13 protein-coding genes are annotated in these 13,606 nt (G+C 72.0%); 5 read left to right on the top strand and 8 right to left on the bottom strand.

All coding sequences use genetic code 11. The features are described from left to right. Window positions 1-51: 51 nt before the first annotated feature. From pstS to OC490_RS32025, 8 genes are all read right to left on the bottom strand, one after another. The gene (gene pstS / locus OC490_RS32060) at window positions 52-1,185 is read right to left on the bottom strand and encodes a phosphate ABC transporter substrate-binding protein PstS (RefSeq protein ID WP_262061513.1); all 1,134 of its coding nucleotides are present in this window, start codon (window positions 1,183-1,185) and stop codon (window positions 52-54) included. Between the two features lie 356 nt (window positions 1,186-1,541). Next, entirely contained in the window at window positions 1,542-1,982 is a 441-nt protein-coding gene (locus tag OC490_RS32055; RefSeq protein ID WP_262061512.1) for an NUDIX hydrolase, read from the bottom strand. A 41-nt stretch (window positions 1,983-2,023) separates the two neighbouring features. Further along, window positions 2,024-3,130, bottom strand: coding sequence for a CHAD domain-containing protein (locus OC490_RS32050; protein ID WP_262061511.1), 1,107 nt, complete (start codon window positions 3,128-3,130; stop codon window positions 2,024-2,026). Next, window positions 3,111-5,471 (bottom strand): RNA degradosome polyphosphate kinase, encoded by a 2,361-nt coding sequence (locus tag OC490_RS32045; protein WP_262061510.1) that lies wholly within the window; start codon window positions 5,469-5,471, stop codon window positions 3,111-3,113. The genes OC490_RS32050 and OC490_RS32045 overlap by 20 nt, the downstream gene beginning before the upstream one ends. A gap of 139 nt (window positions 5,472-5,610) precedes the next feature. Then, the gene (locus OC490_RS32040; protein ID WP_262061509.1) at window positions 5,611-6,567 is read right to left on the bottom strand and encodes an ABC transporter permease; all 957 of its coding nucleotides are present in this window, start codon (window positions 6,565-6,567) and stop codon (window positions 5,611-5,613) included. Next, complete coding sequence (locus OC490_RS32035) at window positions 6,564-7,586, bottom strand: ABC transporter permease (RefSeq protein ID WP_262061508.1); 1,023 nt, start codon at window positions 7,584-7,586, stop codon at window positions 6,564-6,566. The genes OC490_RS32040 and OC490_RS32035 overlap by 4 nt, the downstream gene beginning before the upstream one ends. Window positions 7,587-7,761: 175 nt before the next feature. Then, complete coding sequence (locus OC490_RS32030) at window positions 7,762-8,643, bottom strand: ABC transporter ATP-binding protein (protein ID WP_262061507.1); 882 nt, start codon at window positions 8,641-8,643, stop codon at window positions 7,762-7,764. After that, window positions 8,640-9,026: a GntR family transcriptional regulator gene (locus OC490_RS32025; protein ID WP_262061506.1), complete on the bottom strand. Its 387-nt coding sequence runs from the start codon at window positions 9,024-9,026 to the stop codon at window positions 8,640-8,642. Before OC490_RS32025 ends, OC490_RS32030 begins: the two co-directional genes overlap by 4 nt. Before the next feature lie 124 nt (window positions 9,027-9,150). Between OC490_RS32025 and OC490_RS32020 the strand changes: the two genes are divergently transcribed. Genes OC490_RS32020 through OC490_RS32000 form a run of 5 tightly spaced genes read left to right on the top strand, consistent with a single transcriptional unit; the run spans window position 9,151 to window position 13,590 of the window. Then, a complete protein-coding gene (locus tag OC490_RS32020; protein WP_019064514.1) occupies window positions 9,151-9,693 on the top strand; it encodes an RNA polymerase sigma factor in 543 nt (180 codons plus the stop codon). Further along, a complete protein-coding gene (locus OC490_RS32015) occupies window positions 9,690-10,526 on the top strand; it encodes a zf-HC2 domain-containing protein (protein ID WP_262061505.1) in 837 nt (278 codons plus the stop codon). The genes OC490_RS32020 and OC490_RS32015 overlap by 4 nt, the downstream gene beginning before the upstream one ends. Window positions 10,527-10,556: 30 nt before the next feature. Further along, complete coding sequence (locus OC490_RS32010) at window positions 10,557-11,417, top strand: ABC transporter ATP-binding protein (RefSeq protein WP_262061504.1); 861 nt, start codon at window positions 10,557-10,559, stop codon at window positions 11,415-11,417. Continuing rightward, window positions 11,414-12,943: an ABC transporter permease gene (locus OC490_RS32005; protein WP_262061503.1), complete on the top strand. Its 1,530-nt coding sequence runs from the start codon at window positions 11,414-11,416 to the stop codon at window positions 12,941-12,943. The genes OC490_RS32010 and OC490_RS32005 overlap by 4 nt, the downstream gene beginning before the upstream one ends. Further along, window positions 12,934-13,590, top strand: a complete 657-nt coding sequence (locus OC490_RS32000) for an ABC transporter (protein ID WP_410099202.1) — start codon at window positions 12,934-12,936, stop codon at window positions 13,588-13,590. The genes OC490_RS32005 and OC490_RS32000 overlap by 10 nt, the downstream gene beginning before the upstream one ends. Window positions 13,591-13,606: the final 16 nt, after the last annotated feature.

Here is a 13,606-nt window from a genome sequence, read left to right as displayed (position 1 = left end):
ACCGGACGGTGCGGCCGGGCCCCTGGATCGGGACCCGGCCGCACACTCGGACTAGCTGATGCTCGCGATGGTGCTGCGAACCTTGGTGATGATCGCGTCGGGGATCGGCGCGTAGTTGATGCCGGAGAGGACCTTCTGGCCGTCCTCGCTGGCGATGTAGGTGAGGAACGCCTTCGTGGCGGGCAGCGTGTCGGCCTTGTTGCCCTTGTCGCAGACGATCTCGTACGTCACCAGGGTGATCGGGTACGCGCCCTCGGCCTTGGTGTTGTAGTCCAGCTTCAGCGTCAGGTCGTTGCCGGTGCCGACGACCTGGGCGGCGGCGATGTCCTTGGTGGCGCTGTCGGTGCTGGGCGCGACCGGGGCGGCGGCACCGGTGTTGATGCTGACGGCCTTGACGCCGTCGGCGACGTAGGAGAGCTCGAAGTAGCCGATGGCGCCGGAGGTCTGCTTGACCCCCGCGGCCACGCCCGCGGAGCCGGCCGCCGACTGGCCGCCCTTGCCCTGCCAGGCCTTGCCGCCGGAGTACTTCCAGTTGTCCGGGGTGGTGGCGATCAGGTACTTGGTGAAGTTGTCCGTGGTGCCGGACTCGTCCGAGCGGTGGAACGCCTGGATCTTGAGGTCGGGCAGCGTGGCGGACGGGTTCAGCTTCTTGATCGCCTCGTCGTTCCACTTGGTGATCTTGCTGTCGAAGATCTTGGCGAGCGTCGGGGCGTCCAGGACCAGGTTGTCGACACCCGGGACGTTGTAGCCGAGCGCGATCGGGCCGCCGACCATCGGGAGGTCGATGCCCTGGCCGCCGGAGCAGACCTTCTTGGAGGCGGTGACCTCTTCGGGCTTCAGCGCGGAGTCGGAACCGGCGAACGCCAGCTGACCCTGGTTGAAGGAGGTGACACCGGCGCCGGAGCCGCCGCCCTTGTAGTTGATCTGGACGCCACAGGCCGTGCTGAACGCCTTGACCCACGCGTCGATCGCGTTCTTCTGCGCGGACGAGCCGTCGGCGAGCAGCTGCTGGCCCTTCTTGGCGTCGCCGCAGACGGCCGAGCCGGCGTTGGCCGCCGAGGAGCTGGTGCTGCTGCCCGAGCCGCCGCCGTTGTCGTCCGAGCCGCACGCCGTGAGGGCCAGGGCGCCGGAGACCGCGAGAGCACCGAGGGTGAGGGCCCGCCGGTTCATGCGCTGAAGCTTCACTTGAAAGAGTTCCTTCCGAGAGCCGCCGTCCTGAATTCCGGCGGCGTGCGAAGACGTGGGTGACGCGGGTAGCGACCCCCAGGTCGCGACTCGCATCGCGTAAGGCCGAAATTAGGCAGAACAGGTGAAGGCGCCTATGGGCATAAGTGAACGGAGGGTGAACCCCTGTGGGCGGTGCGGTTAGGTCACGGAACGCTCACGTCGAGGACACGAGCTGATTCCGGACTATGCCAGCTGCGGCGGGCCCGGAAACGCGTCCACGAGCGGGCGGTCCCTCGGTTGGGCCACGGCCCTGCTTCGGCCGCCCCTTTGCAACGTAACGCGAGGTGGGCGGCACGGCAGCCCAGGAATCGCGGTCAGTCGAGAGGGTCCTCGTCGGTGCCGACCGCGATGAGAACCAGGGAGATCAGGTCCCGGTCCCGCTCGTGGGTGAGTCGCCGGTGGGCCTCGTCCGGCCTGAGCCAGACGAGGGCGTTGACCTCGTCGTTGGGCTCGAAGGTTCCGCCGGTCGCCTCCGCCGCCCAGTAGCGGACCTCCTTGGGCCGCCCGTGGTGGTCGATGTACCGGGCCGAGGGGAGCCGCGTCCCCAGCCGGCAGGTGTGGCCGGTCTCCTCCAGGACCTCGCGGCGGGCCGCCTCCTCGAATGTCTCGCCCCGCTTGAGCTTGCCCTTGGGCCACGACCAGTCGTCCCACTTGGGCCGGTGGACCAGCGCCAGTTCGAGATCTCCGGCGGACCGGTGCCGCCACAGGACGCAGCCGGCCGCCTGGACGGTGGTGTCGTTCGTCGAGGAAGTCACTGGGGGTTCACCGTCTCCTCCGCGCGGGTTGGTGCAGGGCGTCAGGTGGTGCCCGCCACCCGTTTCTGCCACGACTGCTGGAAGGCGAAGCGGGCCGCCTCCACCTCGTGCCGCTGGTCGGCGTGCAGTACCCCGAGGGCGTACGCGGTCGCCGGGGCGATCCGCGGGGTCCGGGCCGCCGACGCCGCCGCGGCGGCGGCCTCCGAGGCGTCCCGGTGCAGATTGAGGGCCTGGCCGGCCGTCAGCAGGCGTACGTCCAGCGGTGGGCCGTCCCCGTGCAGGACCTCACCGGCGTAGCGGTGCAGCCGTAGCAGCAGCCGGACCTGGTGCCAGGGGCCGTCCTGGGGGTGCGGGGCCGGGTCGGGGGAGAGGCCGTGGATGAGGGCCTCCGCGTTGTACGGGTGCCCGGCGGTGACCAGGGGCAGCGCGGTGACCGCGTCGTTCAGGCGCTCCCCCGCGGCGGCGGCCAGCGGGCGCAGGTCGGCGCCGGCGGCGGCCGGGATCAGGGGGACCTCGCTGGCCAGTACGGCGACCTTGTCGGCGACCGCGTGGAAGCGGGAGGAGCCGAGGGCCTGGAGGGCGCTGGAGTGGGCCCGGGTCCGGGCCAGGGTGAGCTGGCGTTCCAGGAGGGCGCCCGCCTTGGCCGCGCCCACGGTGAGGTTGCCGCGTTCGGCGGTGGGCGTGGCCGGTCCGCGGGCGCCGACAGCCGTGGCGGGTCCCGGGACGCCCCGGCCCGCGCCGGTGAGCCGGCCGCCCACGGCCGAGGCCGCCGACTGCGTGGGGAACGCGGCCGAGCCCGAGAGCCGGTGCAGGGCGAGCAGCAGCCGTTCCAGCCGGGCCGCGCACGCGTGCTCCAGCGCCAACGTGCCCGACAGCCACGCCAGTTCGGGGCGCATCGCCTCGGACCAGTCGGCGTCGAGGAGCGGCCGGAAGGTGTGCAGGCTGCCGCTGATCCGGCGGGCCGAGTGGCGCAGGGCGCGCGCCGCGTCGACGGACTCCTCCGTGCCGTTCTGGCCGCTGCCGGTCTCCCGGTGCAGTCGCAGGGCGCGGAGGAACTCCGTGGCCTGGCCGCGCAGGTAGCCCGCGAGGGCGTCACCTGTCACGGCACGGGCCGTGGGATCCGTCGGGTCAAGGTGTTGCTGTGCCACGCCGGCGCCTCCGGGCGTCTATGAGCATCTCCTGGACGTTGCGCAGGGGTTGGCCTTCCGCGTCGGTCGCGTGCCGGGTCCACTCGCCGTCCGGGCCCAGGTGCCAGGAGGAGGTGGTGTCCGACATGCCGGTCTCCAGGAGCCGGCTGATCGTGGCGCGGTGGGCCGGATCGGTGACCCTGACGAGGGCCTCGATCCGACGGTCGAGGTTGCGGTGCATCATGTCGGCGCTGCCGATCCACACCTCGGGCTCGCCTCCGTTGCCGAAGCCGAAGACCCGGGAGTGTTCGAGGAAGCGGCCGAGGATGGACCGTACGCGGATGTTCTCGGACAGGCCGGGGACGCCGGGCCGCACCGCGCAGATGCCGCGCACCCACACGTCGACCGTGACGCCCGCCTGGGACGCGCGGTAGAGCGAGTCGATGATCGCCTCGTCCACCATCGAGTTGACCTTGATGCGGATGAACGCGGGGCGTCCGGCACGGTGGTGCTGGACCTCCTTGTTGATCCGGGCGATCAGGCCGTCGCGCAGGGACTTGGGGGCGACCAGCAGACGGCGGTAGGTCTCGCGGCGCGAGTATCCGGACAGCCGGTTGAAGAGGTCCGAGAGGTCGGCGCCGACCTGCGGGTCCGCGGTCAGCAGGCCGAGGTCCTCGTAGAGGCGGGCCGTCTTCGGGTGGTAGTTGCCGGTGCCGACATGGCTGTAGCGGCGGAGCGTGTCGCCCTCCTGGCGGACCACGAGCGACAGCTTGCAGTGGGTCTTGAGTCCGACCAGGCCGTAGACGACATGGCAGCCGGCCTCCTCCAGCTTGCGCGCCCACTTGATGTTGGCGTGCTCGTCGAAGCGGGCCTTGATCTCGACCAGGACGAGGACCTGCTTGCCGGCCTCGGCGGCCTCTATGAGCGCGTCCACGATCGGGGAGTCGCCCGAAGTGCGGTACAGGGTCTGCTTGATCGCGAGGACGTCGTCGTCGCCGGCCGCCTGTTCCAGGAAGCGCTGCACGGACGTGGAGAACGAGTCGTAGGGGTGGTGCAGCAGCACGTCCCGGTTGCGCAGGGCGGCGAAGATGTCGGGCGCGGACGCGGACTCGACCTCGGCGAGGTCGCGCTGGGTGCCCGCGATGAACTTGGGGTACTTCAGCTCGGGCCGGTCCAGCGAGCCGATGCGGAACAGGCCGGTGAGGTCGAGCGGGCCCGGCAGCGGGTACACCTCGGCCTCGCTGATCTTCAGCTCGCGCACCAGCAGGTCGAGCACCTCGCGGTCGATGGACTCCTCGACCTCCAGGCGCACCGGCGGCCCGAAGCGGCGCCGCATGAGTTCCTTCTCCAGGGCCTGGAGCAGGTTCTCGGCGTCGTCCTCCTCGACTTCGAGGTCCTCGTTGCGGGTCAGCCGGAACGCGTGGTGCTCCAGGATCTCCATGCCCGGGAAGAGTTCCTCCAGATGGGCGGCGATGACGTCCTCCAGGGGGACGTACCGGCCCGGCGAGGACTCCAGGAAGCGGGAGAGCAGCGGCGGCACCTTGACGCGCGCGAAGTGGCGGTGCCCGGTGACCGGGTTGCGTACGACGACCGCGAGGTTCAGCGAGAGACCCGAGATGTACGGGAAGGGGTGCGCGGGGTCGACGGCCAGCGGGGTCAGCACGGGGAAGATCTGGTGCCGGAACAGGGTGAAGAGGCGGGCCTGCTCCTTCTCGGTCAGCTCGTTCCAGCGGACCAGGTGGATGCCCTCCTCCGCGAGCGCGGGGGCGACGTCCTCGTGGTAGCAGGCGGCGTGCCGGGCCATCAGCTCGCGCGAGCGGGCCCAGATCATCTCCAGCACCTCGCGCGGCTGCAGGCCGGACGCGGAGCGGGTGGCGACACCGGTGGCGATACGGCGCTTGAGGCCGGCCACCCGGACCATGAAGAACTCGTCCAGGTTGCTGGCGAAGATCGCGAGGAAGTTCGCCCGCTCCAGGAGCGGGGTGTTCGGGTCCTCGGCGAGCTCCAGGACTCTCTCGTTGAACGCGAGCCAGCTCCGCTCCCGGTCCAGGAAGCGGCCCTGCGGAAGCTGGGGCCCGTCGTACGGCGACTCCTCGTACTCGTCGAGGTCGGCGTCGATGTCGGGTTCCAGATCGGAGACCGCCGCCGACACGGTGTGCGGGCGGTGGGCGGCTATGGAGCCCACGGAGGGCTGCGCGTGCTGGACCTGTGCCTGGGCGTTGGGCTGGCTGCTCATGTGCCCATTGTTCCGCGCCACCGGCGATACGGGCGCGTCGGACAGCGCCGGAAGGAGCGGGACGACGGCGCCGTTGCTCCCGTTCACCTCGGGAGGCGGCGAAGGCTCTGGCACGACGGGCTTCATTCGCCGAGCGTCGCAAGCCCGTCTGAACCGTTGGTTACGGCGACATGGCGTGCGGGATATCGGGGGGCGGCTCCCGGACGTCTACGCCACCGAAACGAACGTAACGGATGCCTGGGAGCCACTGTGAGGCGGGATCCGGTCAGGAGGTGCGGCGGCGCAGCAGGGTGAAGGCGGCGGCGGTGGCCAGGGCGGCGACGGCGAGGATCAGGGCGGTTTCGGTGAGTTGGAGGGGCCAGAACTGGGAGGAGGCGTGGTAGTCCCGGTAGTGGCCGACGACGTCATGGGCGGCCAGGCACGCCTGGCCGGCTCCGGTGCACGGGTCGGGGATGTGGGCGCCGGTGGAGGTGACGGCGCCCTGGCCGCCGTAGATGGCTGCCCCCTTCGTCGGGTAGCCGTGCGGCAGGGAGCTGACGGCGGACTTCCACGGCCAGAGGTGGGGGCTCGCCCAGAGGACGAGGTTCCTCGCGATCAGGGTCGCCACGGCGGCGACGGCGAGGCCGGCCACGGCGCGGCGTACGGCCAGACCTCCGAGGGCGCCGAGGGCGAGGCCGAGCAGCGGGAACGCTACGGCGATCGGCCCGTTGGTCTCGAAGGTGCCGTTGTCGGACCAGTTCCAGCCCTCCGGTACCTGGTGCGCGTCGAACAGCAGGCGGTGCAGCAGGACGAGCAGGGTGGTGCCCGCGGTGAGCAGTGCGGCCGGGACGGCGAGCTTGGCCGCCAGCCAGCGGGCCGGGCTGACCGCCTGGGTCCAGGCGAGTTCCGCGGTGCCGTTCTCCAGTTCGCGGCCGATCAGCATGCCGCCCGCCCAGAGGGCGACGAGGACCGGCAGGAAGCCGACCGCGGCCTCGCTGAACCGGTAGGCGAGGTGGTACGTGTCGACCGCGTAGCCCACGTCACACAGGTCGACGGTGCACTTCCGCCGCCACGCGGCGCTCGCCGCGCTCCCTCCCGGGCCGTACGCCCACAGGAGCACCGCCGAGACCACGGCGACGAAGACTCCCCAGAGGACGAGGGCGGGCCGGTGCAGCCGCAGGACGGCCCGGCCCGCGCGGGCCGGTCTCGGGTGGTGCGTCGCGGCGGTGGCCAGGGCGGTCATACGGCGGCTGCCTTGCGTGCGGGCGCCGAACCGGTCCGGCGCTGGAGGAGTCGGAACGCGGCCACCGTCAGCAGCCCGGCGACGGCGAGGATGATCGCGGTCGCGGTCAACTGGAGCGGCCAGTAGTGGGATTGGGGGTGGTAGTCGCTGTAGTAACTGGCGGCGTCGAGCTTGTCGTAGGCGATCTGGCAGGGCTTGTAGGTGGTGCTGCCGCACACGTGGCCGGAGATGTGCTTGCCGGTGGACGTGACCAGGCCCTGGTCGACGACGATGCCGGAGCCGGCCGGGACGCTGTGTGTGAGGCTGCTGACCGTGGTGACCGAGGGCCACAGGTGGGGTGTCGCGATGGCGACGACGCTCCACAGGAAGCCGGTGCTCGCCAGTGAACCGACGAGCGCGCCGAGGGAGTTGCGCTTGTACAGCCCCCAGAAGACGCCGCTCGCAAGGCCGGCCAGGGCCATCGCGGCGGTGGCGGTGCCGTTGGCGGCGTAGGTGCCGAGGTCGTACCAGTTCTTGGCCGTGTCGATGCGGCCCTGGCCGTTGGACCAGGCCCAGTGGTGCAGTGCCGCCAGGAGGCCGGAGCCGACGGTGACCAGCACGGCCGGGACGGCGAGCTTCGCGGCCAGCCAGCGGGCCGGGGAGACCGCCTGCGTCCAGGCCAACTGGGCGGTGCCGTGCTCCAGTTCGCGGCTGACCAGCGCGGCACCGGACCAGGCGGTGACCAGGAACGGGGCGGCGACGACGGCGATGGTCGTGTAGGTGTACCAGTCCTTGTAGCGGCCGATCGCGCCCGCGTCGTACGCGCAGCTGTCCGTCTTGCAGGCGCCGTACTGCTTCCAGGCCTCGGCCGAAGCGTCGGTCAGCGGGCCGCCCAGCCACAGCAGCAGGCCGCCGACGACGAGCACGAAGGCGATCCAGGAGAGCAGGGCCGGCCGGTGCAGCCGGATCAGCCAGCGCAGCAGACGCGGTGACCGGGCCGGGCGCGCGGTGAGCGCCGACGGTGTGGCGAGGGCGGTCATACGGCGGTCTCCGGGCTGTTGGGGGTGGGTACTTGCTGGACGATGGGGATAAATCTAACCACTGTCCTGGTTGGTGAATGGTTAGGAAAGACCCCATCGTTCAGAGGGCGCAGGGTCGGGAGCGGGGAGGGGAGGGCCGGGCGCGCGGTGAGCGCCGGCGGTGTGGCGAGGACGGTCACGCGACGGTCTCCGGGGTCTTGGTGACGGGGGCCTCGGGGTTGCGGAGGTAGGAGAGGACCAGCTCCTCCAGCGTGGGTGTGCCGGTCCGCCAGTCGGCGGCGAGCGGGGCCAGGGGGCGTATCAGGGCCGTGAGTTGGCGGCCGGTCGTGCGTGACTCGACGACCGTGTGCGCGTCGAGCACGGTGTCGGCGGGCGCGGACACCCGCCGGTGCGCGGCCAGCAGTTCGTCGATCTCGCCCGCGATGCGGACCTTGCCGTCGCCGATCAGCAGCAGGTGGTCGCAGGAGTCCTCCAGTTCGGCCACCACGTGCGAGGACATCACGATCGTGGTGCCGGACTCGGCGGCCTGCGCCATGAGCAGGCCCATCATCTGGTGCCGGGCCAGCGGGTCCAGGTCGGCCATCGGCTCGTCCAGGAGCAGTAGTTCGGGCCGCTTGGCCAGCGCGAGGGCGAGTGCGACGCGGGTGCGCTGGCCGCCGGAGAGGGCCCGGATGCCCGACTTCGGGTTGAGGTCGCCGTCCGCGACGATGCGTTCGGCGACGGAGGCGTCCCAGCGGTCCGTGTTGAGGTCGGCGCCCATGCGCAGCGTCTCGGCGACCGTGAGCTGCGGATAGAGGGGCTTGTCCTGAGCGACGTAGGAGACCCGCTCGCGGGCCGCGCCCGGCCGTCCGCCGAGGACGGACAGCTCGCCCTCGCCGGGGGCCAGCAGCCCGGCGGTCAGGGCGAGGAGCGTGGACTTGCCCGCGCCGTTGGGGCCGACGACCGCGCAGACGCGCCCGGCGGGCAGCCGGAACGCGCAGTCCCGCAGCGCCCACCCTCCCCGCCGGCCGAACCGCTTGCCGAGCGCGACGGCCTCTATCGCGGCGGTGCCTGTCATGAAGGTTCTCCTTGGAAGTGCTTTTCGAGTACGGCGGTGAAGAGGGCGTCGACGTCGTCCCGGCCGAGTCCGGCGGCCCGGGCCCGCTCGGCCCAGTCGTCGAGCTCCAGCCGCAGCGGCGAGTCGGCGGGTGTGGTGCTCAGCCCCTTGCGGACGAAGGTGCCGAGGCCGCGGCGGGCCTCGACCAGCCCCTCGCGCTCCAGCTCGCGGTAGGCCTTGAGGACGGTGTTCGGGTTGATGGCGGTGGCCTCGACGACCTCGCGGGCCGTGGGCAGCTTGTCGCCGGGCTCCAGCATTCCCAGCCGCAGCGCCTGCTTGGTCTGCTGGACGATCTGGACATAGGTGGCCACGCCGCTGTGCCGGTCGATGCGGTACTCGACCACTGGGGTTCCACCACCCTTTCACTAATTGAGTAGTGAAAGGGTGGTGCAGGAGGGGTGCGAAAGTCAAGACAGATCTGTGCGCCGGTCCGTGAACCGATCGGCGGGGCTCGTGCGATGAGGAGATGTGAGCGATACGGGAAGCGACGGGGAGCTGCTGCGGGCCATCGCGGCGGACGGCGACCGACGCGCGTTCGAGGAGCTGTACCGGCGGTACGCGCCGTGGCTGACCGCGCGGCTGCGCGGCCGGTGCGCCGACGCCGGGATGGTCGACGACGTCGTACAGGAGACGTTTCTCGCGGTGTGGCGCGGCAGTGCCCGCTACCGCGAGGACGGCGATGTGGCCGGGTGGCTGTGGCGGATCGGGTCGCGGCGGCTGATCGACGTGCTGCGCGGCGACGGGGCGCGCGGCCGGATGCGGCAGGCGCTGGCGCGGCTGCGGCACCGGGACGAGGCGTCGGCGGAGGAGCGCGTGCTCGCGGGGGTGGAGCACGGGGACCTCGCCGGCGCACTGGTCCGGCTCTCGCCCGAGCTGCGGGCGGTCCTCCAGGCCACCGTGATCGACGGGCTGACCACCCGGGAGGCCGCCGTCCTGCTGGGCATCCCGGCCGGCACGGTCAAGACACGGGCCATGCGGGCCCGTAAGCAACTGCGGGAGGAGCTGGCATGACCTGGCATGTGGCCGAAGACGACGTACGCGCCTATGCGCGGGGCGAGTTGGCACCGCCCATGCTCTGGTCCGCCGACACCCACATCGCCCAGTGCGCCGAGTGCCGGGACCTGCTGGCGTCCGTCACCGACCCCGTCGCGCTGGACGCCGGCTGGGAGCGGCTGGACGCCGAACTCGACGCCCCGAAAAGGGGGTTGGTGGAGTCGCTGCTCGTGCGGATCGGTGTCGCCGACCACACGGCACGGCTGCTCGCGGCGACACCGGTGCTGCGCCGCTCGTGGCTGGGCGCGGTGGTCGCGCTGCTCGTGATGACGGTGCTCGTGACCAACTCCCTGAAGAACACGGCCTCCCCGACCCTCTTCCTGGGCCTGGCCCCGCTGCTGCCACTGGCGGGGGTGGCGCTGTCCTACGGTCCGAAGTTCGACCCGACGTACGAGATGACGGTCGTCGCCCCGCTGCACGGCTTCCGTCTCCTGATGATCCGCACGGTCGCCGTCCTGGTCGCCGGTCTCGGCCTCAACGGCCTGGCCACCCTGGCCCTGCCGGGGTACGGGCTGCGCGCCCTGGCCTGGCTGCTGCCCGCCCTCGCCCTCACCACGACCGGCCTGGCGCTGATCCCGCGCCTGGGCCCGGTACTCGCGCCCGCCCTGGTCGGCGGTGGCTGGGTGGCGTTCCTGCTGGTGGCCAACAACCTGCACCGCGGCACGCTCGCACCGTTCACCCCGGCCGGGCAGGCAGTGGCCGCCGCGGTGGCCGGACTCGCCGCCGGGCTCCTCTATCTCCTGCGGGACCGCTTCGACACGCGTCCCGTCGCCTTCGGGCCCCTCATCTGAACCTCTCGAACCCTGACTGGAGTTCCGTACATGACCACCACCGTCTCCGCGGCCGGGCTCAGCCTGCGCTACGGCTCGACGCACGCCCTCGACGACGTGTCGCTGCGGCTCGGCGAGGGCGTCACCGGGCTGCTCGGCCCCAACGGGGCAGGAAAGACCACCCTGTTGAGGGTGCTCGCCACCGCGCTGCCCGCCGACTCGGGCACGTTCACCGTGCTCGACCACGACCCGGGCACCACCGGCGGACGCCAGGAGGTGCGGCGCGTCCTCGGCTATCTCCCGCAGACCCCCGGCTTCCACCCGGACTTCACCGCCTTCGAGTTCGTCGACTACGTCGCGATCCTCAAGGAACTCACCGACCGCGAGGGACGCCACCGCGAGGTGCGCCGGGTCCTGGCGGAGGTCGACCTCTCCGACGTGCGCGGCAAGCGCATCAAGAAGCTGTCGGGCGGCATGCGGCAGCGCGTCGCGCTCGCGGCGGCCCTCGTGGGCGACCCGGGCTTCCTGGTCCTCGACGAGCCGACGGTCGGACTGGACCCCGAACAGCGCATGCGCTTCCGGGAGTTGATCGCGAGGGCGGGCGAGGGCCGCACGGTCCTGCTCTCCACCCACCAGACCGAGGACGTCGCGATGCTCTGCAACCGCGTCGTCGTCATGGCCGGCGGCACCGTCCGCTTCGACGGCACCCCGGCCGAACTCACCGCACGGGCCGCCGGCCGGGTGTGGAGCGGTACGGAACGCGACCCGGCCGCGATGGCGGGCTGGCGCACCGGCCTCGGCGCCTTCCGCAACGTCGGCGACCCGCCCCCCGGCGCGGAACTCGTCGAACCCACCCTGGAGGACGGCTACTTGATCACCCTCGACGGCATGGCCGCGGAGGTGGCGGCATGAGCGCCGTACTGGAGAAGAAGGCACCCTTGGCCGAACGCGCCGACGAGCAACGCCGTTCCTGGGCGGCGGTGTTGGCGCTGGCCCTCTTCGAGGCCCGCAAACTCCTGCTGCGCCTCCCGGTGTTGCTCATGTTCGTCCTCTACGCCGCCTGGATCGGCTGGACCATGCGCGACGCCTGGACCAGCTACCCGGCCCTCCAGGACGTCGACCGCGCCACCCAGACCGGCCCGCTGCTGCCCGCCCTGGCCGTCCTGCTCTGCGCCAACCAGGCCGTGCTGCGCTCCCGACGCCAGGACACCGACCGGCACTTCGACGTGCTGGTCCTCGAACCCTGGCGCCGTACGGTCGCGTTCGTGCTCTCTGTCGTACCCGCCGTAGGACTCACCGCGCTGCTGGTGGCCGCGCAGTTCACCTGGGGCGTGCTCGCGCCCGGCTCCGTCGGCCACGGCTCGGTCGGCGAACTGCTCGTCGGACCGCTCACGGTGCTGCTCGCCGGAACGGGCGGAGTACTGCTGGCCCGGATCGTGCGGTCGCCGTTCGCGGCACCGATGCTCCTGGTGCTGGCCTTCTTCTCGACCCTCTTCCTCGGGGCGGTCCCTGGAGACGGCAACGGCAGCGCGACACGGTGGCTGGTACCGGTCATCGGCGACGCGAGCAGCAAGACGCTCCCCTCCGACCTGCTGGGCCGCCCCGCCGTCTGGCACGCCCTCTACCTGTTCGGACTCGCACTGACCCTGGCGCTGGCGGCCGTACTGGTCAACGGCGGTCGTACGAAGACCGTCGCCGCCGCGCTCGTCGTGGCCGTCGGCCTCGGCACCTGGGGCGCGGTGGGCCAGGCGGCCAAGGTGTCCAAGTCGACCACCGCCGCCCGGGTGCTGGCCACCGTCAACCCGGCGAAGGTCCAGTCCTGCGCCCGGCACGGCAACTCCACGTACTGCGCGTTCCCCGAGTGGCTGCCCCGCACCGGCACCTGGGCCGAGGTCACCGACCACGTCCAGTCCCTGGCCGGCGGCACCGCCGCCCAGGAGAAGCTGCTCGTACGGCAGCGCGTGGATGCCCGCTACGGCATGGACGGCGACGGCGCGATCCAGCCGTCCACCGTGCCCTACCAGGTGACCGTCGGCACCCGCTGGGGCGGCACCCGGGTACCGGAGTTCGCCGCCGCCGTCTCCTCCGTGCTGGTCACGGGCAGCGAGAAGGCGACCGAGTCCCTCTGCGACGGCCGCATGGTCACCATCATGTGGCTGGCCGTCGGCTGGCAGTCCGACCCGCTGACCCAGCTGCGCGCGGTCCGCCTCGACGACAGCATCAGCGGCTCCGCGATCGTGCTCTCGCCGACCGACCCGATGTCGATGACGGCCGAACAGACCACGGTCGTACGGGAGTTGCTGGCAGCCGGGCAGAACACCGTCACCCCCAAGGTGAAGGCGCACTGGGCGGAGCTGACGGCACCCAAGGTGACCACGGCGAAGGTGGCCGAGCTGCTGGGCGTCAAGGCGCCGACGGGAGCGGACAAGTGCGAGTGACCACAGGGGTGTTGGGGCAGCTGGCGCGCCCGGTGCTGCGCGCCATGCCCTGGCGGGCCCTCGGCGCGGGCGCCGCAGCGGGACTGCTGCTGGCCGCGCTGCCGCGCCTCACCTCGGCCGACTTCGACCCGCGGTCGGCCCTGATCCTGCTGCGCGGAGCCGTGCTCAGCTTCGCCCTGGGCCTGACCTTCCTCCTGGACGACCCGGCCCGCCAGGTGACCGTGGCGGTCCCGACCCGCCGTATGCTCCGGGCCGCCCTGCGCACCGCGCTGGTCGCCCCGCTCGCCGCGCTGTGGTGGACCGCCGCCGTGCTGCTGATACCGGCGCAGGCACGGCCCCCGGTCGGTGACATCACCCTGGAGGCCGCCGCGGCGGCGCTCGTGGCCCTCGCGGCCTCGGCCGCCGCGATCCGCCTCACCGACGAGGCGGAACCGGGCCAGCGGCTCGCGATCGCCCTCCTCGCCACGTCCATGGCGGCGGCCCTGCTGTTCCCGGAGAGCTGGGGCCTGTTCGCCATGCCGAAGGACAAGTGGTGGACGACGGGCCATCAGCACTGGGCGTTCGTCCTGGCGGGGGCGGCGCTGGTGTGGGCGTCGTGCGGGCCGGAACCGGTGAGGCGCAGGCGGCTGAGGCTCACCCCGTCCTGACCGAGCCCCTCGTGAC

Origin of the sequence: Streptomyces sp. STR69, assembly GCF_024519455.1 — a bacterium.
In the GTDB taxonomy this organism is placed as follows: domain Bacteria; phylum Actinomycetota; class Actinomycetes; order Streptomycetales; family Streptomycetaceae; genus Streptomyces.
The sequence above is the reverse complement of the archived record's forward strand: the minus strand, read 5'-3'. Positions and strand labels throughout refer to the sequence as shown.

Excerpts from the sequence above, each read along its gene's own strand:
- OC490_RS32045 (WP_262061510.1), bottom strand. The coding sequence starts at position 5,471 with ATGAAGCCCGTCGTGCCAGAGCCTTCGCCGCCTCCCGAGGTGAACGGG.
- OC490_RS32040 (WP_262061509.1), bottom strand. The coding sequence starts at position 6,567 with ATGACCGCCCTGGCCACCGCCGCGACGCACCACCCGAGACCGGCCCGC.
- OC490_RS32035 (WP_262061508.1), bottom strand. The coding sequence starts at position 7,586 with ATGACCGCCCTCGCCACACCGTCGGCGCTCACCGCGCGCCCGGCCCGG.
- OC490_RS32030 (WP_262061507.1), bottom strand. The coding sequence starts at position 8,643 with ATGACAGGCACCGCCGCGATAGAGGCCGTCGCGCTCGGCAAGCGGTTC.
- OC490_RS32015 (WP_262061505.1), top strand. The coding sequence starts at position 9,690 with ATGACCTGGCATGTGGCCGAAGACGACGTACGCGCCTATGCGCGGGGC.
- OC490_RS32010 (WP_262061504.1), top strand. The coding sequence starts at position 10,557 with ATGACCACCACCGTCTCCGCGGCCGGGCTCAGCCTGCGCTACGGCTCG.
- OC490_RS32005 (WP_262061503.1), top strand. The coding sequence starts at position 11,414 with ATGAGCGCCGTACTGGAGAAGAAGGCACCCTTGGCCGAACGCGCCGAC.